Annotated in this window: 19 protein-coding genes and 1 pseudogene; 10 read left to right on the top strand and 10 right to left on the bottom strand. The window is 67.7% G+C overall.

The window, feature by feature from the left end; translation table 11 throughout:
- Positions 1-24 precede the first annotated feature (24 nt).
- From trpD to AC1PQG_RS02970, 5 genes are all read right to left on the bottom strand, one after another.
- Positions 25-1,053, bottom strand: a complete 1,029-nt coding sequence (gene trpD, locus AC1PQG_RS02990; RefSeq protein WP_481121190.1) for an anthranilate phosphoribosyltransferase — start codon at positions 1,051-1,053, stop codon at positions 25-27.
- A gap of 12 nt (positions 1,054-1,065) precedes the next feature.
- Positions 1,066-1,638 (bottom strand): aminodeoxychorismate/anthranilate synthase component II, encoded by a 573-nt coding sequence (locus tag AC1PQG_RS02985; protein WP_481121189.1) that lies wholly within the window; start codon positions 1,636-1,638, stop codon positions 1,066-1,068.
- Between the two features lie 124 nt (positions 1,639-1,762).
- The gene (gene trpE, locus AC1PQG_RS02980; protein WP_481121188.1) at positions 1,763-3,235 is read right to left on the bottom strand and encodes an anthranilate synthase component I; all 1,473 of its coding nucleotides are present in this window, start codon (positions 3,233-3,235) and stop codon (positions 1,763-1,765) included.
- Positions 3,236-3,427: 192 nt separating this feature from the next.
- Positions 3,428-4,114: a phosphoglycolate phosphatase gene (gph, locus tag AC1PQG_RS02975; RefSeq protein ID WP_481121187.1), complete on the bottom strand. Its 687-nt coding sequence runs from the start codon at positions 4,112-4,114 to the stop codon at positions 3,428-3,430.
- A gap of 71 nt (positions 4,115-4,185) precedes the next feature.
- Entirely contained in the window at positions 4,186-5,352 is a 1,167-nt protein-coding gene (locus AC1PQG_RS02970; protein WP_481121186.1) for an MFS transporter, read from the bottom strand.
- An 85-nt stretch (positions 5,353-5,437) separates the two neighbouring features.
- Here AC1PQG_RS02970 and AC1PQG_RS02965 point away from each other — a divergent pair, with 85 nt between their 5' ends.
- Entirely contained in the window at positions 5,438-6,433 is a 996-nt protein-coding gene (locus tag AC1PQG_RS02965) for a GlxA family transcriptional regulator (RefSeq protein WP_481121185.1), read from the top strand.
- On the opposite strand, the gene rpe is transcribed toward AC1PQG_RS02965, so the two are convergent.
- Positions 6,385-7,077: a ribulose-phosphate 3-epimerase gene (gene rpe / locus AC1PQG_RS02960; protein WP_481121184.1), complete on the bottom strand. Its 693-nt coding sequence runs from the start codon at positions 7,075-7,077 to the stop codon at positions 6,385-6,387. The genes AC1PQG_RS02965 and rpe overlap by 49 nt on opposite strands.
- 161 nt (positions 7,078-7,238) lie before the next feature.
- On the opposite strand from rpe, the gene apaG reads away from it, so the two are divergent.
- Positions 7,239-7,625: a Co2+/Mg2+ efflux protein ApaG gene (apaG, locus tag AC1PQG_RS02955; RefSeq protein ID WP_481121183.1), complete on the top strand. Its 387-nt coding sequence runs from the start codon at positions 7,239-7,241 to the stop codon at positions 7,623-7,625.
- 22 nt (positions 7,626-7,647) lie between these two features.
- On the opposite strand, the gene AC1PQG_RS02950 is transcribed toward apaG, so the two are convergent.
- Positions 7,648-9,282: a methyl-accepting chemotaxis protein gene (locus AC1PQG_RS02950; protein ID WP_481121182.1), complete on the bottom strand. Its 1,635-nt coding sequence runs from the start codon at positions 9,280-9,282 to the stop codon at positions 7,648-7,650.
- Positions 9,283-9,744: 462 nt separating this feature from the next.
- On the opposite strand from AC1PQG_RS02950, the gene AC1PQG_RS02945 reads away from it, so the two are divergent.
- Positions 9,745-12,273: a sensor domain-containing protein gene (locus tag AC1PQG_RS02945; protein ID WP_481121181.1), complete on the top strand. Its 2,529-nt coding sequence runs from the start codon at positions 9,745-9,747 to the stop codon at positions 12,271-12,273.
- A gap of 67 nt (positions 12,274-12,340) precedes the next feature.
- On the opposite strand, the gene AC1PQG_RS02940 is transcribed toward AC1PQG_RS02945, so the two are convergent.
- The 3 genes from AC1PQG_RS02940 to AC1PQG_RS02930 are packed head-to-tail and all read right to left on the bottom strand — an operon-like array spanning position 12,341 to position 15,120.
- On the bottom strand, positions 12,341-12,658 hold the full coding sequence (locus tag AC1PQG_RS02940) for a hypothetical protein (protein WP_481121180.1): 318 nt from the start codon (positions 12,656-12,658) through the stop codon (positions 12,341-12,343).
- Between the two features lie 21 nt (positions 12,659-12,679).
- Positions 12,680-13,522: an ankyrin repeat domain-containing protein gene (locus AC1PQG_RS02935; RefSeq protein ID WP_481121179.1), complete on the bottom strand. Its 843-nt coding sequence runs from the start codon at positions 13,520-13,522 to the stop codon at positions 12,680-12,682.
- Entirely contained in the window at positions 13,519-15,120 is a 1,602-nt protein-coding gene (locus tag AC1PQG_RS02930) for a SagB/ThcOx family dehydrogenase (RefSeq protein WP_481121178.1), read from the bottom strand. The genes AC1PQG_RS02935 and AC1PQG_RS02930 overlap by 4 nt, the downstream gene beginning before the upstream one ends.
- Before the next feature lie 99 nt (positions 15,121-15,219).
- Here AC1PQG_RS02930 and AC1PQG_RS02925 point away from each other — a divergent pair, with 99 nt between their 5' ends.
- From AC1PQG_RS02925 to dinB, 7 genes and pseudogenes are all read left to right on the top strand, one after another.
- Entirely contained in the window at positions 15,220-15,528 is a 309-nt protein-coding gene (locus tag AC1PQG_RS02925; RefSeq protein ID WP_481121177.1) for a hypothetical protein, read from the top strand.
- 429 nt (positions 15,529-15,957) lie between these two features.
- Positions 15,958-16,206, top strand: a pseudogene (locus AC1PQG_RS02920) (methyl-accepting chemotaxis protein); the annotation flags it as partial.
- Between the two features lie 15 nt (positions 16,207-16,221).
- Positions 16,222-16,674, top strand: coding sequence for a CZB domain-containing protein (locus AC1PQG_RS02915; protein ID WP_481122959.1), 453 nt, complete (start codon positions 16,222-16,224; stop codon positions 16,672-16,674).
- Positions 16,675-16,741: 67 nt separating this feature from the next.
- Positions 16,742-17,368 carry a LysE family translocator gene (locus AC1PQG_RS02910; protein ID WP_481121176.1) on the top strand — a complete coding sequence of 209 codons (627 nt, stop codon included), beginning with the start codon at positions 16,742-16,744 and terminating at the stop codon, positions 17,366-17,368.
- Positions 17,369-17,496: 128 nt separating this feature from the next.
- On the top strand, positions 17,497-19,311 hold the full coding sequence (locus AC1PQG_RS02905; protein WP_481121175.1) for an ABCB family ABC transporter ATP-binding protein/permease: 1,815 nt from the start codon (positions 17,497-17,499) through the stop codon (positions 19,309-19,311).
- A 117-nt stretch (positions 19,312-19,428) separates the two neighbouring features.
- Positions 19,429-20,838, top strand: a complete 1,410-nt coding sequence (locus AC1PQG_RS02900; RefSeq protein WP_481121174.1) for an esterase-like activity of phytase family protein — start codon at positions 19,429-19,431, stop codon at positions 20,836-20,838.
- 131 nt (positions 20,839-20,969) lie between these two features.
- On the top strand, positions 20,970-22,130 hold the full coding sequence (gene dinB / locus AC1PQG_RS02895; RefSeq protein WP_481121173.1) for a DNA polymerase IV: 1,161 nt from the start codon (positions 20,970-20,972) through the stop codon (positions 22,128-22,130).
- Positions 22,131-22,136 lie beyond the last annotated feature (6 nt).

Genomic DNA, 22,136 nt, shown 5'->3' with positions numbered 1-22,136 from the left:
GCGAACAGATCCGCCCCGACGGGTTCAGGCGAATTTCCTGGTGCAGGCGACGAAGGCTTCCAGCTTGGCGCGGGCCTCGCCGGAGACCAGCACCTCGCGGGCGCGGGCGATGCCCTCGCCGATGGAGTCGACGACGTTGGCCGTGTACAGCGCGGTGCCGGCGTTCAGCACGACGATCTCGCGGGCCGGGCCGGCGTGATTGTCGAGCACGCCGAGCAGCATTTCCTTGGATTCGTCGGCGGTGCTGACCTTGAGGCTGCGGCTGGACTTCATCAGCAAACCGTAGTCTTCCGGATGGATCTCGTACTCGCGGATCTCGCCGTCCTTCAGTTCGCCGACCATCGTCGCCGCGCCGAGGGAGACCTCGTCCATGCCGTCACGGCCATACACCACCAGCACGTGCTCGGCGCCGAGGCGCTGCATCACGCGCACGCAGATGCCGACCAGATCAGGGTGGAACACGCCGAGCAGGGTGTTCGGCGCACCGGCCGGATTGGTCAGCGGACCGAGGATGTTGAACAGCGTGCGCACGCCCATCTCACGGCGCACCGGCGCCACATTCTTCATGGCGCTGTGGTGGTTGGGGGCGAACATGAAACCGATGCCGGTCTCCTGCACGCACTCGGCCACCTGCTGGGCGTTGAGGTTGAGATTGACGCCGAGGGCTTCCAGCACGTCGGCGCTGCCCGACTTGCTGGAGACGCTGCGCCCGCCGTGCTTGGCGATCTTGGCGCCACCGGCGGCGGCCACGAAGATGGTGGCGGTGGAGATGTTGAAGGTGTGGGAGCCGTCACCGCCGGTGCCGACCACGTCGAGGAAGTGGCGGTCGTAGGGCACCGTGACCTTGGTCGCCAGCTCGCGCATCACCGTCGCCGCGGCGGAGATTTCGCCGATGGTCTCCTTCTTGACCCGCAAGCCGGTCAGGATCGCGGCGGTCATCACCGGCGAGATCTCGCCGGCCATGATCTGGCGCATCAGCGACAGCATCTCGTCGTAGAAGATCTCGCGATGGTCGATGGTGCGTTGCAGGGCTTCCTGGGCGGAAAACGTCATGGCCAGCTCCGGTCAGGCTTGGGATTGTTCGAGGAAGTTGCGCAGCAAGTCGTGGCCGCGCTCGGTGAGGATGGATTCCGGGTGGAACTGCACGCCCTCGACGAACAGCGTCTTGTGGCGCACGCCCATGATCTCGCCGTCCTCGGTCCACGCGGTGACCTCCAGGCAGTCGGGCAGGCTTTCGCGCTCGATGGCCAGGGAGTGGTAGCGGGTGCAGGTCAGCGGATTGGGCAGACCCTTGAAGACGCCCTTGTCCAGGTGATGGACTGGCGAGACCTTGCCGTGCATCAGCTTCTTGGCGTGGATGATCTTGCCGCCGAAGGCCGCGCCGATGCTCTGGTGGCCGAGGCACACGCCGAGCAGCGGAATCTTGCCGGCGAACTCCTTGATCGCCGCCACCGAGATGCCCGCCTCCGCCGGCGAACACGGGCCGGGGGAGACGACGAGCTGGGCAGGCTTGAGCTGGGCGATCTGCTCGAGGGTGATCTCGTCGTTTCGATACACCTGCACGTCGGCACCCAGTTCGCCGAAATACTGCACGAGGTTGTAGGTGAAGCTGTCGTAGTTGTCGATCATCAGCAGCATGGCTGCGCATCCTTTCCGGAGCGGCGCCCCGCCGGAGCAGGGGCCGTTGAGGGGTGTCGGGCCGGGGTGGCCGGGCATCGCGGAGCGACGCGCTGGGCCAGCCGGGCCACGGCGTTCTCTGTGCTTACAGGGCCGTATCGAGTCCGGCTTCGGCGATCTCGGCGGCGCGCAGCATGGCGCGCGCCTTGGTCTGGGTTTCAACCCATTCGGCCTGGGGGTCGGAGTCGGCAACGATGCCGGCGCCCGCCTGCACGTGGATCTGCCCGTCCTTCAGCACCGCGGTGCGGATCGCGATGGCCAGGTCCATGTCGCCATGGAAGCCGATATAGCCGACCGAACCGGCGTAGATGCCACGCTTGGTGGGCTCCAGCTCGTCGATGATCTCCATCGCACGCAGCTTGGGCGCACCCGACACGGTGCCGGCCGGGAAGGTGGCGCGCAGCACGGCCAGCGGATCAAGGCCGTCCTTCAGCTTGCCTTCCACGTTGGAGACGATGTGCATCACGTGGGAGTAGCGCTCCACCGTGAACTGCTCGGTGACGCGCACCGAGCCGGTCCTGGCGACGCGGCCGCAGTCGTTGCGGCCGAGGTCGAGGAGCTGCAGGTGCTCGGCGCGCTCCTTCTCGTCGGCCAGCAGTTCCTTCTCCAGCGCCTGATCCTCGTCGTGGGTCGCGCCGCGCTTGCGGGTGCCGGCGATGGGACGCACGGTGACGTCCTTGTCCTCGAGGCGCACCAGGATCTCCGGCGACGCGCCGACCACCTGGAAGTCCTCGAAGTTGAAATAGAACATGTAGGGCGACGGATTGAGGCTGCGGATCGCGCGGTACAGAGCCAGCGGACTGGCGCCGAAGGGCTTGCTCATGCGCTGGCTGAGCACCACCTGCATGATGTCGCCCTCGACGATGTAGTCCTTGCCCTTCTGCACGGCGGCCTTGAAGGCCTCCTCACCGAAACTCGACACCGGCTCGGACGGCTCGGCGCGGACTTCCGTCGGCACCGACACCGGCTCGCGCAGCTTGCCGACCAGCTCCTTCAGGCGCTTCTGCGCGCGGCCGTAGGCGTTCGGCACGCCCGGCTCGGCATACACCACCAGGGTCAGCTTGCCGGACAGGTTGTCGACGATGGCGATTTCCTCGGACAGCAGCAGCAGGATGTCCGGCGTGCCGAGCACGTCCTTCTTTTCGGTCTTGGCCAGGCGCGGCTCGATGTAGCGCACCGTGTCGTAGCCGAAGCAGCCCACCAGGCCGCCGGCGAAGCGCGGCAGGCGCGCGCGCGGCGGCACCTTGATGCGCTCCATGAACTCGGCGATGTATTCGAGCGGATCGCCGCCGTCGCGGCGTTCGACGACGCGGTCGTTGGTGAGCAGCAGCACCGAGCGGCCATGCACCTCGATGCGCGTCGGGGCGGACAGGCCGATGATGGAATAGCGGCCGAAACGCTCGCCGCCCTGCACCGATTCGAGCAGGTAGGTGTTGGGCGCGTTGGCCAGCTTGAGATAGACGGAAAGGGGGGTGTCGAGATCCGCGAAGGTTTCGACGGTAACCGGGATGCGGTTGAAACCCTGGGCGGCCAGGGCGTGGAATTCGGCTTCGGTCATGGAGACTCCGGAAGGGCGTGGTGCTTTTTTCGCGAGGGTATCACGGGGCAGACCCGCGACAGTTCTGGGCAGCTCAGGCGAGCAGCCATGACCGGCCGCCGCATCCGCCAGAGCGGGGGATACGAACGGCAGGGAACTCCTCTACGAAGAACACGCGCTTGCGGGTCACGATGATGATGGGATCCGTTGGATTCAGCCCAGGATGCGCGGCAGCGCATCGACGAGGCTCGATAGTAGCCCGTCGCATTCGATGCTGTCCACCGCCACGCCCTCGCTGTAGCCATAGGTGACGAGCAGCACCGGCATGCCGGCGGCGCGGGCCGCTTCGGCGTCGTTGGCCGAGTCGCCGATCATCAGGGCTTCGTCCGTCGCCGCGCCGAGCAGCGCGCAGGCGTGCAGCAGCGGCGCCGGGTGGGGCTTCTTGTCGGCCAGCGTGTCGCCGCTGACGGTGGCGCCGAAGAAACCGGCGATGCCCATCCGTTCGAGCAGCGGCCCGGTGAAGGCGGCCGGCTTGTTGGTCACGCAGGCCATCGCCACGCCACGCTCACGCAGAGCCTCCAGCGCCGGCACGACGCCGTCGTAGATCAGCGTGCATTCGCCGTTCACGTCGGCGTAGTGACGGCGGAAGGCAGCCACCGCCGCGTCGATCTCCACCTCGCCGGCCGAGCCGCTCTCTTCCAGGCAGCGCCGCACCAGGTTGAGCATGCCCTTACCGACGAAAGTGCGGATTACCTCGATGTCGTGGGGCGGGCGACCGAGCTCCAGCATCATGCGCCGGCAGGCTTCCGACAGATCGGGGATGGAATCGAGCAGCGTGCCATCCAGGTCGAACAGCACGGCACGGACGGCACGGGAAGCGGGGGCAAGGGCAGCGGACATGGCGGAACTCATCAGGCGGTACGGGAACGGAGGCGGCGCCTGCCGCCCCCGGACGCGCAGGATACGGGAGATCAGGCCGACGGCGCCAGCACCGGGCGGCGCCACGCGCGCAGCACGGCCGCCGCGACCATCAGCACGGGCAGCGCCGCCAGAATATTGACCCGCTCCCACCCCAGCCCATCCACCAGCGGCCCGGCGGCGAAGGTGGCCACGCACACGGCGAGGAACACCAGGCTGTCGTTGAGGGCCTGCAGGCGCGCCCGGTCGGCCTCCTGCCAGCATTCGGCGAGCCGCGTCGTGGCGCCCACATAGAGAAAGTTCCAGCCCAACCCGACGCCCACCAGGGCCAGCTGGAAGTGGCCCAGCGCATCGCCGCCCAGCGCAACCCCGACCGCCAGCAGCAGCGCGACGCAGCCGACCAGCATCACCGGCAGGCTGCCCCAGCGGCGGATCAGGTGACCGGTGACGAAAGACGGCGCGAACATCGCCAGCAGGTGCCACTGGATCACCTCCGCCGTGGCGTCGAAATCCAGCCGGGCGCACAGCATGGCCAGCGGCGTCGCGGTCATCAGCAGGTTCATCACGCCATAGCCCACCGCGCCGGCCGCCAGCGCCAGGCGCAACCGCCCGTCGCGCAGGATCGCCGCGATGGGGCGGGATGGGCCGGCGACGCGCGCAGCCGGTGCCGGCAGGCGCAGTTGGCCGGCCAGCACCGCCGCCAAAAACGAAAGCCCGGCGAGGATCAGGAAGCTGGCAACGAACGGAGTGTCGAGCAGATGGCGCGTGCCGCGGGCCAGGAAGGGACCGAGGAAGGCCGCCAGCACCCCGCCGCTGAGGGTCAGCGATACCGCCAGCCCACGCTCGGCGGCGGGCACGGCCTCCAGCGCGGCGAACCGGTAGTACTGGCCCGTCGCCCCCTGCACGCCGATGCCGATGCCGGCCAGCACAAACAGCGGGAAATGGCCCAGCGCGACGGCCAGCGCGGCCAGGCCCAGGCCGGCCGCGCCGCACAGGGCGCCGGCCACGAAGATCTTCTGCCGGCCGAAGCGCGCCAGCAGGCGGGCGGCGACCTGCAGCGCGAGCAGCGTCGCCAGGTATTGGGCGGCCAGCGGCACGGTCGCCAGGCCGGCCGCCACCGACAGGCTGTGGCTGATCGACACCGACGCGGCCAGCACGAAGCCGATGACGGTCATCGTCAGGGCCTGGCACAAGGCCAGCAGGAGGACATTGCGGTTCATGGGGCGGGACTCCGGAAATTTGGACAGCCCCATCGTCGCAGGCTAGAGTGATGGCAGAAATGACCAATAAGCCACTTTTTCTGCCATGACCCGTTCCATCGCCCTGCTCGTCTATCCCGGCTTCCAGCTGCTCGATGCCGCCGGTCCGCTGAGCGCCTTCGAAGCCGCCAACGGCGTGGTGCCGGGCAGCTACCGGCTGGAAGCGCTGTCCCTCACGGGCGGCCCGGTGGCGAGCTCCAGCGGCATCCAGCTGCTGACCCGCGCGGCGGCGGCCAGCGACGCTATCGATACCCTGCTGGTAGCGGGGGGCGACGGCGTGGATGCGGCCTCGGCCGATGCTGCCACCCTCGCCTTCGTCGGCGCCGCCTGCACGGCCGCCCGGCGGGCCGCCAGCGTGTGCTCGGGCGCCTGGCTGCTGGCTTCCGCCGGGCTGCTCGACGGCCGCCGCGCCACCACCCACTGGCGGCGCTCCCCCGCCTTCGCGCGGCGCTTTCCGCAGGTCGGCCTGGACGCGGACCGGATCTACATCCGCGACGGCAAGTTCTGGACCTCGGCGGGCATCACCGCCGGCATCGACCTGAGCCTCGCACTGATCGCCGACGATCTGGGCGACAGCGTCGCGCGCCAGGTGGCGCGGCAGTTGGTGGTGTATTACCGGCGCCCCGGCGGGCAGTCGCAGTTCTCGGAGATCGCCGGCATGCAGGTGGCCGGCGGCACCTTCACGGACTTGCTGGACTACGTCCGGCACAACCTGCAGGCGCGCCTCGACGTGGACGAACTCGCCGCACGGGCGTGCATGAGCCCGCGCCACTTCGCGCGGCGCTTCAAAACGGAGATGGGGGTGACGCCGGCCCGGGCGGTCGAACGGCTACGGGTGGAAGCCGCCGCCGCGGCGCTGGAGAGCGGCAGCGCGTCGGTACAGGCGGTGGCGCGCAGCTGCGGCTTCGGCGACGCGGAACGGATGCGCCGCGCCTTCCTGCGGATTCACGGCGTGCCGCCGTCAGCCCGGCGGCGCGGCCGTGTGGAAGAAGATCAGACGCCGGCCAGCGCGCCGCGCAGTTCGCCGATCACCGAGTTGTAGCGCTGCGGGTCGCTGTCCTTGCCGGCCCCGAAAACGGCCGAACCGGCCACGAAGGTGTCGGCACCGGCGCGGGCGATCTCGGCGATGTTGCCGACCTTCACGCCACCGTCGATCTCCAGCAGGATCTTGCGGCCGCTGCGCTCGGCGTAGGCATCGATCTTGGCGCGCGCTTCGCGCAGCTTGTCGAGGGTGCCCGGGATGAAGGACTGGCCGCCGTAACCCGGGTTCACGCTCATCAGCAGCACCACGTCGAGCTTGTCCATCACGTGGTCCATCCAGGTCAGCGGTGTGGCCGGGTTGAAGACCAGGCCGGCCTGGCAGCCGTGGTCGCGGATCAGCGCCAGCGTGCGATCCACGTGCTCGGACGCTTCCGGGTGGAAGGTGATGACGTTGGCGCCAGCCTTGGCGAAGTCCGGCACGATGCGGTCCACCGGCTTGACCATCAGATGCACGTCGATCGGCGCCGTGGTGTGGGGGCGGATCGCCTCGCAGACCAGCGGGCCGATGGTCAGGTTCGGCACGTAATGGTTGTCCATCACGTCGAAGTGGATCCAGTCGGCGCCGGAGGCGATCACGTTGGCAACCTCTTCGCCGAGCTTGGCGAAATCGGCGGACAGTATGCTGGGAGCAATGCGGAAGGTCATGTTGAATCCTGGCGGGGGAGACGCGGGAGGGGGCATAGTCTACCCGCCCCGCTCCACCTCCGCCAACGCGGGCCGGCGGGTACCCGGGCCCTGCCGCTGCGGTTGCAGCTGCCGGGCAATTCAGTTTCAATAAGGGTTCCCCAACCCGAGCGTCCACAACAATGACAAGCGCCATCGACCAGGAAATCATCGAGGTCACTGCAGTATCCCGTTTCATCGACGAGCAGTCGGACCTGGAAGCGAACCGCTACGTGTTCGCCTACCACATCACCATCCGCAACATCGGCCGCATCACCGCCCAGCTGGTCAGCCGCCACTGGATCATCGCCGACGCCGAAGGCACGGTGCAGGAAGTCCAGGGCGCCGGCGTCATCGGCCAGCAGCCGGTGCTGCAGCCCGGCCAGTCCTTCGAATACACCAGCGGCTGCACCATCGCCACGCCGGTCGGCACGATGAAGGGCAGTTATCAGATGGTCGCCGAGGACGGCACGCCCTTCGACGCGGAAATCCCCGAATTCACGCTGGCCATGCCGCGCACCCTGCACTGAGGGCCGCGCGGCCGGCCACCGCTCACACGACGAACTGGCCGATCGCCTTGCTCATGCGGTCCACCGACTGATCCAGGCTCGCCACCGCGCTCTGGGTCTGGCTCACCACCGCCACGTTCTGGTCGGTCATCGACGCCACCCGCTCGATGCTCTGGGCCATCAGCGTCATCGCGCTGCGCTGCTCGGCCGACGAATGGGTGATGTCGTTCACCATGCCGAGGGTGCGCTCCATCTGCGCGTTGATCTCCTGCAGCGCGCTCTGCGCCCCCTGCACCAACAGCACGCCGTCGCGCACCTGGCCGGCGCCGCCGCGCATGCCATCCACCGCCTTCTGCGTCTCGCTCTGGATGCCGGCCACCATCGTGCTGATCTCCTGGGTCGCCTTGCCGGTGCGCTCGGCGAGCTTGCGCACCTCATCGGCCACCACCGCAAAACCACGCCCCTGCTCGCCGGCCCGCGCCGCCTCGATGGCGGCGTTGAGGGCCAGCAGGTTGGTCTGCTCGGCGATCTCGCGGATCACGCCGGTGATGCGCGAGATCTCCACCGACTGCTGGCCGAGCAGCTCCACCTGCCCGGCGGCATCACGCACCGTATCGGCGAGGATCATGATCATCTCGCAGGCCTTGGCCGATACCTGGCCCCCGCGTTCCGACACCTCGCTGGCAGTCTGCGCGGCACTGTGCGTGGCGCCAGCGTGCTCGGCCACCTCGCCGATCGCCACGGTGATCTGCTGGATGCCGGCCGCCGCCGACGAGGTCGCGTCACTCTGCACCCGCGCAGCCTCGTTCACATTGCTGACGCCGGACGCCACCTCGCCCGACACCACCGCCACCTGCCGGGCCGTGTCGCCCATGCCCTGCACGGTGGCCTGCACGGATGACACGAAACGGTCCGCATCGCGGGCAATCTCGCCGAGCACGTCGCAGCGAGGCAGCTCGAAACGCTGGCGCAGGTCGCCGGTGGCCAGCAGACGGCCCAGATAGGCGTGCAGCGCCGCCGCATCCCGCGCCAAGCCCGGCACGAAGCCGAACAGGAAGAACAACCCCCACAGCAGGCCCAAGCCGCCGGCGCCGAGCATGAACTCGCGCACGAACGGAAGGTTCGTGACCCCCTGCACGACGGCACCGGCGGCCAGTATCAGCAACAGGCTGCCCGCCCCCACCAGCTGCACGGGCGCCGAGGCGAACACCGCCCACGGCGAGCGGTGCGCCGGCACCACCCGACCGTGCTCGATGCGGATCGAGCGATCGCCCTCACGGACGCGCCGATAGGCGTCTTCCGCCGCCCGCACATCCTCCCGCGACGGGCGCGAGCGCACCGACTGGAAACCGACCACCCGACCGTTCTCGCGCACCGGCGACGCATTCGCCACCACCCAGTAGTAGCCGCCGTCGCTGCGCCGGTTCTTCACCAAGCCTCGCCAGGGCAGGCCGGCCTTGAGGTCGCGCCACATGTCGGCGAAGGCCTCCTTCGGCATGTCCGGGTGGCGCACCATGTTGTGGGGCTGACCGAGCATGGCCTCGCGGCGGTAGCCGCTGATATTGGCGAAGGCCTCGTTGGCCTCGACGATGCCGCCCTGAAGGTCGGTACGGGAATAGATGAACTCGCCCTCGGGAAGCAGTGTTTCAACGTTCGTGACGGGAAGGTTCGTGCGCATTCTGGATCACCGTATTTCGTGGGTTTGCCCGGCTTCCGCCAGCTCTGGCGCGAAAACAGCACGGGAACTGGTCCTGGGAGATCAAATGCAGTTCCTGTGCCAAGCATCCGCTGGAGCAAGCGGCCGATACCATGCAGGCGCGCCCGGAAAGCAGCAGAAGAGACACGCCCGGAATACGCGGAACAAGCCCCGTCAAGCTTGTCCGCGGCATCCCCGGTTTTGCACCGGGATATGAACAAACTCACCATCAAAAATGGAAAAATTAAAAAATGCTCAGTGACTTTGTCGACAAACTGACTTTTTCGACACTATTTGGGCTTTATTGCAGTGCACCAAACCCACTTTCCGCACCATCACAGTGCATTTTTCGGAGATTCCCAACACAGAACGGGGCCTCCCGGCGGGCATGGTGCTTGCTGAAGTGTAGCCATCCTCCATTGCAGCTCTTCGCAGGCCATCACCGTGCAAGCACAACTCGGACGCTCCCGCCGAACCAGCCTCATCACGCCCCGAGCCGTGGACAGGACCCGCATCCTCGACACGCTGGTGAACAACCTCGAGGGCATGGTCTATCGCAGCATGGATGACGCCTACCGGACGATGGTCTTCATCAGCCAGGGCAGCGCCGAGCTGTGCGGCTACGCCCCGGCGGAGATTGTCGACAACGCCTGCATCTCCTGGGAAGAGGTCACCCATGCCGACGACCGGGCCCGCGTCCGCGCGCAGATCCGCAGCGCTGCCCGCAATGGCCAGCGCTTCGCGGTGCAGTACCGCATCACCACCGCCAGCGGCCACACCAAGTGGGTGCTGGAGCGGGGCATCACGGTGCCCGACGAGCAGGGCAAGAGCGTCATCGAGGGCTACATCGAAGACGTAACCCCGCGACGCGCGACGCTGGAGGCACTGGAGCGCACCGAACTGCGCTACCGCCACATCTTCGAGTACGCATCGGAAGGCATCTTCCAGACCACCCGCGACGGCTGCTACCTGGCCGCCAACCCGGCGCTGGCCCGGCTGTATGGCTACGAGACGCCCCAGCAGTTGATGGCCGACCTGTCCGATATCGAGAGCCGGCTCTATGTGGACCCCAGCCGCCGCGACGCCTTCCGCCAGCGGATGGAGAGCCACGGCGAAGTCATCAATTTCGAATCCCTGGTGCGCCGGCGCGACGGCTCGATCATCTGGATTTCCGAGAACGCCCACACGGTGCGCGGGCCGCAGGGCGAGTTCATCTGCTATGAGGGCACCGTCCAGGACATCACCGAGCGCAAGAGCACCGAGGAGCACCTGCGCCTGCTGGCCACGGTGTTCTCCAACAGCAACGAGGCAATCATCGTCACCGATGCGCAGAACCGCATCGTCGCCACCAACCAGGCCTTCACCAAACTCACCGGCTACCCGCAGGAAGAAGTCGTCGGCCAGAACCCGCGCGTGCTGTCCGCCGGCAACACGCCACCGGAAATCTACAAGGAGATGTGGGACAGCCTGAACGACAGCGGCGCCTGGCAGGGAGAACTGTGGGACCGCCGCAAGAACGGCGAGCCCTACCCCAAGTGGCTGTCGATCTCGCTGGTCCGCGACGAGAACGGGCAGGTACAGAACTACATCGGCAACTTCATCGACATCTCGGAGCTGAAGGCCTCCGAAGAGCGTATCCGCCACCTGGCCCACCACGACACGCTGACCAACCTGCCGAACCGCTTCAGCCTCAACGAGAAGCTGGAGCAGGCGATCGGCTTCTGCCACCGCAACGACATGCAGATGGCGCTGATGCTGATCGATCTGGATCGCTTCAAGGCCATCAACGACACCCTCGGCCACCATGTCGGCGACGAGCTGCTGATCCAGGTCGCCAACCGCCTCAGCAACACGGTGCGCAAGAGCGACATCGTCGCCCGCCTGGGCGGCGACGAGTTCGTCGTCGTGCTGCCCGACGTGGACACCCCGGCCGACGCCGCCTACGTGGCCGACAAGATCGTCGCCGCGATCTCGGCGCCCTACCTGATCAACGGCCAGGAACAGCGCACCTCGCCGAGCATCGGCATCTGCATGTACCCGGACGACGCACTGGAGATCGGCGACCTGCTGAAGGACGCCGATGTGGCGATGTATTACGCCAAGGCCAAGGGCCGCGGCAACTACCAGTTCTTCACCGAAGGCATGAACGCCGCCACGGCCCAGCGCCTGGCCCTCGAATCGGAGCTGCGCATCGGCCTCGAACGGGAGCAGTTCGTGCTGTACTACCAACCGCAAGTGGATCTTCGCAGCGGCCTCATCGTGGGCGTGGAAGCGCTGGTGCGCTGGCAGCACCCGACCCGCGGCCTGGTCCCGCCATCCGAGTTCATCCCGGTGGCCGAGGAGGCCGGCATCATCGACGCCCTCGGCGACTGGGTGCTGCAGGAAGCCTGCCGCCAGCTGCGCGACTGGCGCGACAAGGGCCTCGGCACGATCCGCATGTCGATCAACCTGAGCACCGGGCAGTTCCTCGACAAGACCCTGCCGCGGCGCATCCATGACCTGCTGGAACACCACGGCCTGCCGGCCGAACTGCTCGACCTGGAAGTCACCGAGTCGGTGTCGATGGCCTCCCCGGACGAGACCATCGAGGTGATGAAGGCGCTGACCGAGAGCGGCCTGACCCTGTCCATCGACGACTTCGGCACCGGCTACTCGTCACTGGCCTACCTCAAGTTGTTCCCGATCCGCACGCTGAAGATCGACCGCTCCTTCGTGAAGGACATCGAGACCGACCCCAGCGATGCGGACATCTGCGACGTGACGGTACTGCTGGCCCACAAGATGGGGCTGGAAGTAATCGCCGAGGGCGTCGAGACGGAGGCCCAGCTCAAGTTCCTGCTCAGCATCGGCTGCGAGAAGATCCAGGGCTACCTGATCAGCCAACCGCTGCCAGCCGACCAGGCCGAGGCCTTCCTGCTGCAGCGCGCACCGATGACCGGTCTGGGCACCGTGGACCTGTGGTCCACGCCATGAGCCGGTAAACGTCATGGGCGCCGCCCGGAAACGACGCCCATGTGACATGGCGGACGAGCGGAGCGGCTCAGACCAGCGCCGTCACCGGCACTTCGAAGTGCTCCAGCAGCATCTGCACGATCGCCGCCAGCGGCAGATCCTCGGCGCTGGTCGGCACCGGCAGCAAGGGCGCACCATCCGGCTCGGGGAAATCCAGGTTGATGCCGTAGCGGCCAGGCCGCTGGCCGTAGGCGTACACATAGGCGGCCAGTCCCACGTCGGCGTGGCTGAAGAAGCCGACCGCCTCCTCGTTGTTGCGCCACGCCTCGCTGAGCACCACGCCGGCGCGGGACAGCGGGCCTTCCACCTGCTCCATCAGATAGGCAATCGAGCGGTACTTGTTCATCGCGGTTCTCCTGGGCTTTGATCAGTTGGCGGTGTGGCGCAACAGCTTCAGGCAGGCCAGCGTGGACGCCAGGTCCACCGCGCGCGCGTCGTCGAAGTTGCGGATGTAGGGGTCGGCACCGGCGGCCAGCAGGACTTCGACCACTTCGTCGCGACCGCTGGAGGCCGCGTACATCAGGCAGGTGGCGCCGGTTTCATTGACGTTGTCCACGTCGGCGCCAGCGGCGATGAGGCGCGCCAGCGTCGGCTTGTCCCGCGACACGCAGGCCAGCCACAGGGCCGTATTGCCGTCGCCGTTGCGGCGGGCCGGACTGACGCCGGCCGCCAGCAGTTCTTCCACCAGTTCGGCTGAGCCGGCGTAGGCCGCACGCATCAGCGGCGTGAGGCCCTGGGCGCGGGGCGCATCGAGGTCGTTCGGATCAAACCCGAACTCGGCCACGAAAGCCCGCAGCACATCGCTGGCCCCCGCCGGCAGGGCCACCGAGGCGAGGCCGCCGGTGCGCTGCGCCAACGCCGCGTTGAGGGGCTCGAAACCGCCATCCACGCTGTACACCTCGACGAAGCGGAAGTCGGAGAACATCTCGGCGTACACCTGGCTGGCGTTGCCGTGGTAGCAGTAGATCAGCACCGGCGTGCTCTTCGGCAGGCGGCGGATCGTGCCGCCGAGCAGCGCTTCGGTGAGGTGCTCGGCCCCATCGATATGGCGCCGCTCGAAGGTCGCCCGGTCACGCACGTCATAGACGGCCAGGGCCGGCAAGCTGGCGCTGCCGCGGCGGTGGATCAGGTCGGCGGCGGTATCCGCGTCGATGCGGACGAAGCCGGTAGCCGTGGCCTGGGAAGAACTGGAAGTGGTCGTGGAACTCATCGCAGGGCATCCTTGCGCCCCGGGTAAGGGGGCGTGGTTTCAACGCGGCCGTCGCTGACCGGCAGGCCGATGGTGAAGTGGTAGAGGGTCTGGAAGGCGCCGTCGTCGAGACCGGCCACGCTGTGCACCGGATCGTCGAAGAAGCAACCGATGCCGGTACCGCGCAGGCCCAGCGCCTCGGCTTCCAGGTAAAGCACCTGGCCGAGGGCGCCGGCCTCCCGGTACAGGTCGCGGTAGGCCGGCGGATCGGCATCGACCAGCTCGGCGAAGGGCGCCAGCATGCCGAAGGCAATGCTGGCGTTCGAGGCGATGTCCTGATGGCAGTGCAGGCTGCGGGCCACCCGGCGCAGCTCCAGCGGGTCTGCCGGGGCCAGGCTGAACAGGGTGTCGGCGGCAGGCAGGCCGTCCACCGGCAGCAGCGTGTAGCGGGCCTGCAGGCGCTCGGCCATGCCGCCCTCGACGGGGCCGCGGGGCAGGAAATAGACGCCGGGCGCCAGGCCCTCGACGCGGTGGATGAACATCAGCAGGCCGATGCGCGCGCCCGCCGCCGGGCGCAAGGCTTCCAGCAGGTGATCGAAATCGGCCCGCCCCATCACGTGGGCCGGGTCGAAGCGCTGGGCGCTGCGCCGCCGCAGGATCAGGGACGCCGGCTGTACGCGCGGGATGCGCTGCGGGTTGGGCGCCGCACCGCTGTCGTCGGCGCGCCGCGTCGCCGCCGCCACCTCGGCAATGACCGGCCAGCGGAACATCGGGAAGCGGTCGATCAGGCTGGCCACGCCCTGCCAGCGGGCCGCCCCGCCAGCTTCGTGCAGGGCCACGGGGTCCAGCCAGGTGGCGCCGCCGGCAAAGTCCACCGCCAGCAGCAGTTCCGCCTCCTCCTGGCTGACCTCGGCGCGCCGGCCGGGAAATTCGGCGGCCCGGTCCAGCCCCAGCAGGGCCGCCAGCGCATGGCTGCCAACCTGGGACTGTTCGACCATCCGCCAGCCCAGCAGCGCCGCCGCGTAATCGAGGCAGGCCTGGGCATGGCCGGTATCCAGCTGGCAGTAGCGGAAGGCCCGCTCGCCGTACTTCCAGGCTTCCCGCCACATCACGCAGGACAGGCCGACCGCCAGCACCGGGCCGGCCGCCAGCGGCTGCAGATGCACGGCCCGCAACTCCAGCGCGTGGATCTCCGGCCGGTAGTGGTAGAGCCCGTCGGCCAGCGCCGGAATGCCGGCCACCAGCACGTAGGCCTCGACCGGATGCAGGTTGCCGCTCGACGGATTGGCGCGCACCGCCCAGCGGTCGGGCCCGAGGGTCTTCCAGGCGGTCAAGCCGAATGACAGGTGCAGCAGTGCGCCGATGCTGGCCAGATCGGGGATGGCCGGCGTGACCGGCGCCGCCGTCAGGTGTTCGGCGCGGGCCAGCGGCAGCTCGATCGGCGGGACGCCCTCGTAATGGCGGAAGGCCGCCGGCTGGGCATCCCAGTCCAGCGTGCCGGGGCCGGCGGCATAGGCTTCGAAGCGGTGCTTGGTCCGCTGATGGTAAGCCTGCACCACCGCCGCAGCGGACAGGGGCACAGGCGCGACATCGGGCGGGGCGGCGAGGGTCTCGGACATGATGCGGACACAAAACGGGTTGCCCCCGCTTCAGCAAGATCGGTGCCTACCCCAGACAATCGCATATTTCGAGCAAGGACGAGGCCCAGCAGTCTTCTCGTGATTCCGGGTCTGGCCAGCGCATCCGACAAGCCCCGGCATTTTGTCGGTTTCATGACAGCCTCTCGGCAGACAATGAAAGCTCATCCCTTGCCAAGCATCACTTCACCCTACGTATCGGCAAGGCAATCTCACACAACAAAAAACTTTAAATATATCAATATCATTAAATATATTGATCTTTCACAAAACGTCACAGAATTAGCTGCTGGACAATCGCGATACCCCGGCACCAGCAGCTATAAGACAAGACCTCATATTGAGGCGCGAAAAGTCGCCATACAGGGATTGCGCGCCCAACTAGCATAGTCAGGCCATACCATGTGGATCAGCAGAACAGAATACGAACAGCTCCAGACCCAACTCCGCGGCATGAGAGAGCGGGAAGCAGGATTACAAGCTGAGAACGAGGCCTTTCAGCAGGAGATCAACACCTTGCGCCGCGCGGAAGACGAAAAGCGCATCCAGTGTGAAAACCTGCTCGGCGTCGTGCAGCGCATGGCCGAGTTCGGCTCATCGCTGAGCGGAGCCCAGGGCAGCCTGGCTGAAATGGCCGGCTTGCTCCGGAACGAAAAGGACAAGGCCGTCGAAGCCGCCCATGTGTCCAAAGCCAGCGGGCAGGCCACCACCGAGATCGCCGAAAGCCTGCAGCGCCTGGCGGCCGAATCGGAGAAGTCGGCGACCGAAGTGGACACCCTCGCCCAACGGGCCGACGAGATCGGCGCCATCGTCAATCTGATCCGCGGCGTGGCAGACCAGACCAACCTGCTGGCCCTCAACGCCGCCATCGAGGCAGCACGCGCCGGCGAAGCCGGCCGCGGTTTCGCCGTCGTTGCCGACGAAGTCCGCAAACTGGCCGAACGCACCTCCAGCGCCACCGCCGACATCTCGGCGCTGGTGGAACGCATCCACGACGATTCGACGCAGGCACGCGACAGCATGCGGCGCCTCGCCGAGGCCTCCAGCCAATTCAGTGATCGCGGCCAGCGCGCCACCGAGGACATGCGTCTGCTGATGGGCCTGTCCGCCAACATGGAGAACGTGATCGCCGGCAGCGCGATGAAGAGCTTCGTCGAAGTCGCCAAGATCGACCACATCGTCTTCAAGTTCCGCATTTACCTGGCCATTTTTGGCCTCCTCGACCTCAAGGCGTCCGAACTCGCCACCCACACGGCGTGCCGACTCGGCAAGTGGTACTACGAAGGCGAAGGCCATGCCTGCTTCAGCCAGTTGCCGGGTTACAGGGAAGTCGAGCCGCCGCACATCGAGGTGCACCGGGCCGGCGTGGCGGTACTGACGGCCTACGCCAACGGCGACATGGGCGCGGTACTCCGCCATCTCGATGTGATGGAACAAGCGTCCATGCGCGTTCTCGACAACTTGCAGAAAATGGGCGAAGCGGCACTGGACGATCCATCAATTCTGTGCCTCGAAGACGGCAGCCACCGGCACTGACGCCTGCCACAAGGGCGGGGGCATCGCACATTGACGCCCCCGTCCGCGACGCCGAGAATCCGGCGCCATGCCCAGCCTCGACACCCTCCTCGCCTTCCTCGGCATCTCCGTGCTGATCACCCTCGCACCGGGCCCCGACAACCTGATGGTCATCGGCCACAGCCTGGCCCGCGGCCGACGCGCCGGCCTGGCCTTCGGCCTGGGCTGCGCGGCGGGCTGCGCAACGCACACCGCCTGGGCGGCCCTCGGCATCGCGGCGGTGGTACGCACGTCCCCCGGCCTGCTGCTGGCCGTCAAGCTGGCCGGCGCGGCCTGGCTGATATGGCTCGGCATCCAGGCCCTGCGGGGCGGCGGACGCCTCGCCCCGACGGCGGGCCTGCCGGTCCAGCCATGGCAGCGCGACCTGCGCCGCGGCTTCGTCGCCAATGCGCTGAACCCCAAGGTCGGCCTGTTCTTCCTGGCCTTCCTGCCCCAGTTCACCGATCCGGCCCACGGCAGCCCGAGCCTGCAGATGCTGGCCCTCGGCCTGCTCTTCGCGGTGCAGACCGTCGTCGTGTTCGGCGGACTGGCGCTGGCCGCCGGCTCCATCGGCCGCCTGCTGGCCCGCCGCCCGCGGCTCGGCCCCTGGCTCGACCGCCTGTGCGGCGTACTGTTCATCGGTCTCGCCGTACGCCTGATCGCCAGCGACAGCTGACCCACCCGCTGCCCGGCCATCACCCTCGGGGCGAATGAACTCGCTCCAAGGATGAACTCGCCCCTACAATCGACTTCGTCCAACCACGTTTTCGGGGCGAATCCATCCGCCCCCACATCCAGAAAAAAATGCGACGCTCCCCCTCCGGCCCCGCCCCCCTGCCCGCCTCCGGCGAACGCCACGACTGGCAGACCATCAGGAAACTGCTGCCCTACCTGTGGGCCTACAAGTGGCGGATGCTGTTCGCCCTCGGCTGCCTGATCTCCGCCAAGTTCGCCAACGTCACCGTGCCGCTGATCTTCAAGCAGCTGGTGGACGGCCTCGACATCTCCCGCTCCCAGGCCTTCATCGTGGTGCCGGCGGCGCTGCTGGTGGCCTATGGCGTGCTGCGCTTCTCCACGTCGCTGTTCACCGAACTGCGCGAAATCGTCTTCGCGCGGGTCACCCAGGAGGCGGTGCGCGAGATCTCGCTGCAGGTCTTCGGCCACCTGCACGCGCTATCCCTGCGCTTTCACCTGGAACGCCAGACGGGTGGCCTGACCCGCGATATCGAGCGCGGCACCCGCTCCATCGGCTCGCTGATCAGCTACACGCTGTACTCCATCCTGCCGACCTTCGTGGAGATTGGCCTGGTGCTGGGCATCCTGCTGGTGAAGTACGAGCCGAGCTTCGCGATCATCACCGTCGTCACGCTGGCGCTGTACATCACCTTCACCTTCAAGGTCACCAACTGGCGCACCGCGCTGCGCCGCCAGGCCAACGAACTGGACTCGGCGGCCAACGCGCGGGCCATCGACAGCCTGATCAACTTCGAGACGGTGAAGTACTTCAACAACGAGGCCTTCGAGACCCGCCGCTACGACGCCGAGCTGAAGAAGTGGACAGCCGCCCAGATCAAGAACCAGAAGTCCCTGTCCCTCCTCAACATGGGCCAGGCGGCGATCATCGCCGTCGGCGTCACCGCGATGATGTGGCGCGCCGCCGACGGCGTGGCCGCCGGGCGCATGACCCTCGGCGACCTGGTGCTGGTCAATGCCTTCCTGATCCAGCTTTACATCCCGCTCAACTTCCTCGGCGTGCTGTACCGGGAGATCCGCCAGGCCCTCACCGACATCGAGCGCATGTTCGACCTGCTCGCCACCCACCGGGAAGTGGCCGACGGCCCCGACGCCCACGCGCTCGCCCGCGGCCCGGCCAGCGTCGGCTTCGACGGCGTCAACTTCGCCTACGACCCGAACCGCCCGATCCTCCACGACGTCGACTTCACGATCCCCGCCGGCCAGACGGTGGCGGTGGTCGGCCACTCCGGCTCCGGCAAGTCCACGCTGGCACGCCTGCTGTTCCGCTTCTATGACGTGCAGGACGGCGCGGTGCGCATCAACGGCCAGGACATCCGCAGCCTCACCCAGGACAGCCTGCGCGCCGCCATCGGCATCGTTCCGCAGGACACCGTGCTGTTCAACGACACCCTGCTCTACAACATCCAGTACGGCCGCCCGGACGCCAGCCGCGAGGAAGTGGAGGCCGTCGCCCGCGCCGCCCAACTGGAGGACTTCATCGCCCGCCTGCCGGACGGCTGGCAGACCCGCGTCGGCGAGCGCGGCCTCAAGCTGTCCGGCGGCGAGAAGCAGCGCGTCGCCATCGCCCGCACGCTGCTGAAGAACCCGGACATCCTGATCTTCGACGAAGCCACCTCGGCCCTCGACTCGAAGACCGAGAAGGCCATCCAGGCCCAGCTCGACGCCGCCGCCCGCGGCCGCACCACGCTGGTCATCGCCCACCGGCTGTCCACGGTGATGAACGCCGACGAGATCCTGGTCCTCGACCAGGGCCGCATCGTCGAGCGCGGCAGCCACGCAGAACTGCTTGCCCGCGCCGGCGCCTACGCACAGATGTGGGCGCTGCAACTGGAAGAGCGGGCAGCAGAAGAAGAGGTCGCCTGACGGAGTCGCACGGAGCGGATTGCAAACCTTTGCAAATAAATGAAGGCGTAACTTCGGCGAAATGCACATCACGTAGCGTCAATCAATTCCGCTACCGATCTGTAAGGAGTTTTCCCGATGTTCGTCCCCCGTCTGCTCGCGCTTCTCGTCCCGGCCCTCGTCGCCACCTCTGCCCATGCCGGCATCGCCCTGATCGGCCAGGGCAGCCTGTCCGGCACAGACCTGTCCGGCCTCACCGGTACCCTCGAGAACGGTCAGGCCGCCAACCTCCTCGGCGGCCTCGGCTCTGCCATCGCCTGGGCCGGCGGCGACACCTTCCTGCTGGCGCCGGACCGCGGCCCCAATGCCGTCAACTGGAACGCCGCGGTGGACAACACCACCAGCTGGATCCCCCGCTTCCAAACCCTCAGCCTGGGCCTGTCCGGCACCAGCTTCAGCAGCAGCAGCGTGGCCACCCTCACGCCGACACTCAACGCCACCACGCTGCTGTCCAGCACCACCGCCCTCAACTACGGCAGCGCCCCGGTGCTGACCGGCAGCAACGGCCAGAACTACTTCACCGGCCGCTCCGACGCCTTCGATGCCGGCCTGTCCACCAACAGCGCCAATGCCCGCCTCGATCCGGAAGGCATCCGCGTTGCCGGCGACGGCAAGAGCATCTACGTCTCCGATGAATACGGCCCCTACATCTACCGCTTCGACCGCGCCACCGGCGAACGCACCGGCGTGATCACGCTGCCCGACAAGTTCGCGGTGTCCAACCTGTCCGCCGTCGGCGACACCGAGATCGCCAACAACACCAGCGGCCGCGTCGCCAACAAGGGCATGGAAGGCCTCGCCATCACGCCGGACGGCAAGACCCTGGTCGGCATCATGCAGAGCCCGCTGATCCAGGACGGCGGCACCAACGCCGGCGTGGTGCGCATCGTCACCGTGGATCTCGCCACCGGCAAGGTCACCCACGAGTACGCCTACCAGCTCGAGAACATCGGCACCACCGCCAAGCCCAAGTACACCGGCATCAGCGAGATCGTCGCCATCAACGACCATGAATTCCTCATCGACGAACGGGATGGCAAGGGCCTCGGCGACGACTCCAAGGCCGTATTCAAGAAGCTCTACCACGTGGATCTGAGCACCGCCCAGGACGTCAGCAACATCACCGGCGAGAGCGCTCTGGCGGCCAAGGCCGTCGGCAAGAGCGTGTTCGCGGACCTGGCGGCCCTGCTGAAAGCCAACGGCTACACCGACCGCATGATCCCGGCCAAGATCGAAGGCCTCGCCTTCGGCCCCGACGTGCTGGTGGACGGCGTGCTGCAGCACACCCTGATCGTCACCAACGACAACGACTTCCTCGATACCGTCGGTGTGAACGGCACGCCGACTGCCAACCCCAACCAGTTCTTCGTGTTCGGCATCAGCGGCGACCTGCTCACTGGCTACGAGGCCCAGCGCATCCCCGAGCCGACCAGTCTCGCGCTGGCGGCCCTGGGCCTCGGTGGCCTGGTGCTGCGGCGCAAGAAGTAAGCACCGCGCCTCCCCGGACCGGGCTCCGCGGGGCCCGGTCCGGGGAGGCCTGTGGGACTTGCCCGGTCGGCACTCATCCGAAAGCCGCCCCTTGATGCACAATGAAGCCCCTTGCGGCTTCAACCGGACCCATGCCCCCGCTTCCTCGCAGCATCGCCCACCTGGACATGGACGCGTTCTACGCGTCGGTGGAGCTGTTGCGCTACCCGCAGCTGCGCGGCCTGCCTGCCGTGGTAGGCGGACGCCGTGCTACGGCGGCCGAGGATCCGGCCCATTTCCCGCGCCTGCGCCACTACGTCGGCCGCGGCGTGATCACCACCGCCACCTACGAGGCACGGGCCCTCGGCGTACATTCCGGCATGGGCCTCATGAAGGCCGCCCAACTGGCACCGGATGCGCTGCTGCTGCCCGCCGACTTCGACACCTACCGCCACTACTCGCGCCTCTTCAAGGCCGCGGTGCGGGAGATCGCACCGGACCTCGAAGACCGTGGCATCGACGAGATCTACCTGGACCTCACCGCCCTCAACCCGGACGGCAGCCGCGAAGGCGCCCGCGCCATCGCGCTGCGCCTGCAGCAGGCCGTGCGGGACGCCACCGGCCTGTCCTGCTCCCTCGGCGTCGCCCCCAACAAGCTGCTCGCCAAGCTGTGCTCCGACCTGGAAAAGCCGGCCGGCATCACCGTGGTGGCCGCCGACGACATCCCGACCCGCATCTGGCCGCTGCCCGCCAAGCGCATCAACGGCATCGGGCCGAAGGCCGCGGAACGGCTGGACGCGCTGGGCATCCACAGCATCGGCGAGCTGGCCGCAGCCGATGTCCTGTGGCTGCAGGAACAGTTCGGCGAGCGCTACGGCCAGTGGCTGCACCGGGCCGCCCGCGGGCAGGACGAACGCCCGGTGGTCACCCACAGCGAACCGAAGAGCATCTCCCGCGAGACCACCTTCGAGCGCGACCTGCACCCGCGCCAGGACCGGAACGAACTGTCCCAGCGCTTCACCCGCCTGTGCGAACAGCTCGCCGCCGACCTGGTGCGCAAGGGCTATGTTGGCAAGACCATCGGCCTCAAGCTGCGCTTCGACAATTTCCACACGGTCACCCGCGATCTGACCCTGCCCAACCCGATCGGCGAAGCAGCGGCGATCCGCCGCGCCGCTGGCGAATGCCTCAAGCGCGTGCCGCTGGAGCGGCGCATCCGCCTGCTCGGCGTGCGCGTCGGCAATCTGGTTAGGCGCGACGCCATCCCCGATCACGAAACACCGACACCGGTCCAGGCTGAACTCTTCGCGTGAGAATTC

This window comes from Zoogloea sp. GDB6, assembly GCF_056724105.1.
This window is presented reverse-complemented; position numbering and strand designations above follow the sequence as displayed.

Bases quoted from the DNA above. Each gene is read 5' to 3' on its own strand.
- dinB (WP_481121173.1), top strand. From the start codon at position 20,970: ATGCCCCCGCTTCCTCGCAGCATCGCCCACCTGGACATGGACGCGTTC.
- AC1PQG_RS02915 (WP_481122959.1), top strand. From the start codon at position 16,222: ATGCGTCTGCTGATGGGCCTGTCCGCCAACATGGAGAACGTGATCGCC.
- AC1PQG_RS02985 (WP_481121189.1), bottom strand. From the start codon at position 1,638: ATGCTGCTGATGATCGACAACTACGACAGCTTCACCTACAACCTCGTG.
- trpD (WP_481121190.1), bottom strand. From the start codon at position 1,053: ATGACGTTTTCCGCCCAGGAAGCCCTGCAACGCACCATCGACCATCGC.
- AC1PQG_RS02935 (WP_481121179.1), bottom strand. From the start codon at position 13,522: ATGAGTTCCACGACCACTTCCAGTTCTTCCCAGGCCACGGCTACCGGC.
- AC1PQG_RS02950 (WP_481121182.1), bottom strand. From the start codon at position 9,282: ATGCGCACGAACCTTCCCGTCACGAACGTTGAAACACTGCTTCCCGAG.
- rpe (WP_481121184.1), bottom strand. From the start codon at position 7,077: ATGACCTTCCGCATTGCTCCCAGCATACTGTCCGCCGATTTCGCCAAG.
- AC1PQG_RS02930 (WP_481121178.1), bottom strand. From the start codon at position 15,120: ATGTCCGAGACCCTCGCCGCCCCGCCCGATGTCGCGCCTGTGCCCCTG.
- AC1PQG_RS02940 (WP_481121180.1), bottom strand. From the start codon at position 12,658: ATGAACAAGTACCGCTCGATTGCCTATCTGATGGAGCAGGTGGAAGGC.
- gph (WP_481121187.1), bottom strand. From the start codon at position 4,114: ATGTCCGCTGCCCTTGCCCCCGCTTCCCGTGCCGTCCGTGCCGTGCTG.
- AC1PQG_RS02900 (WP_481121174.1), top strand. From the start codon at position 19,429: ATGTTCGTCCCCCGTCTGCTCGCGCTTCTCGTCCCGGCCCTCGTCGCC.
- apaG (WP_481121183.1), top strand. From the start codon at position 7,239: ATGACAAGCGCCATCGACCAGGAAATCATCGAGGTCACTGCAGTATCC.
- AC1PQG_RS02905 (WP_481121175.1), top strand. From the start codon at position 17,497: ATGCGACGCTCCCCCTCCGGCCCCGCCCCCCTGCCCGCCTCCGGCGAA.
- AC1PQG_RS02970 (WP_481121186.1), bottom strand. From the start codon at position 5,352: ATGAACCGCAATGTCCTCCTGCTGGCCTTGTGCCAGGCCCTGACGATG.
- AC1PQG_RS02910 (WP_481121176.1), top strand. From the start codon at position 16,742: ATGCCCAGCCTCGACACCCTCCTCGCCTTCCTCGGCATCTCCGTGCTG.
- trpE (WP_481121188.1), bottom strand. From the start codon at position 3,235: ATGACCGAAGCCGAATTCCACGCCCTGGCCGCCCAGGGTTTCAACCGC.
- AC1PQG_RS02965 (WP_481121185.1), top strand. From the start codon at position 5,438: ATGACCCGTTCCATCGCCCTGCTCGTCTATCCCGGCTTCCAGCTGCTC.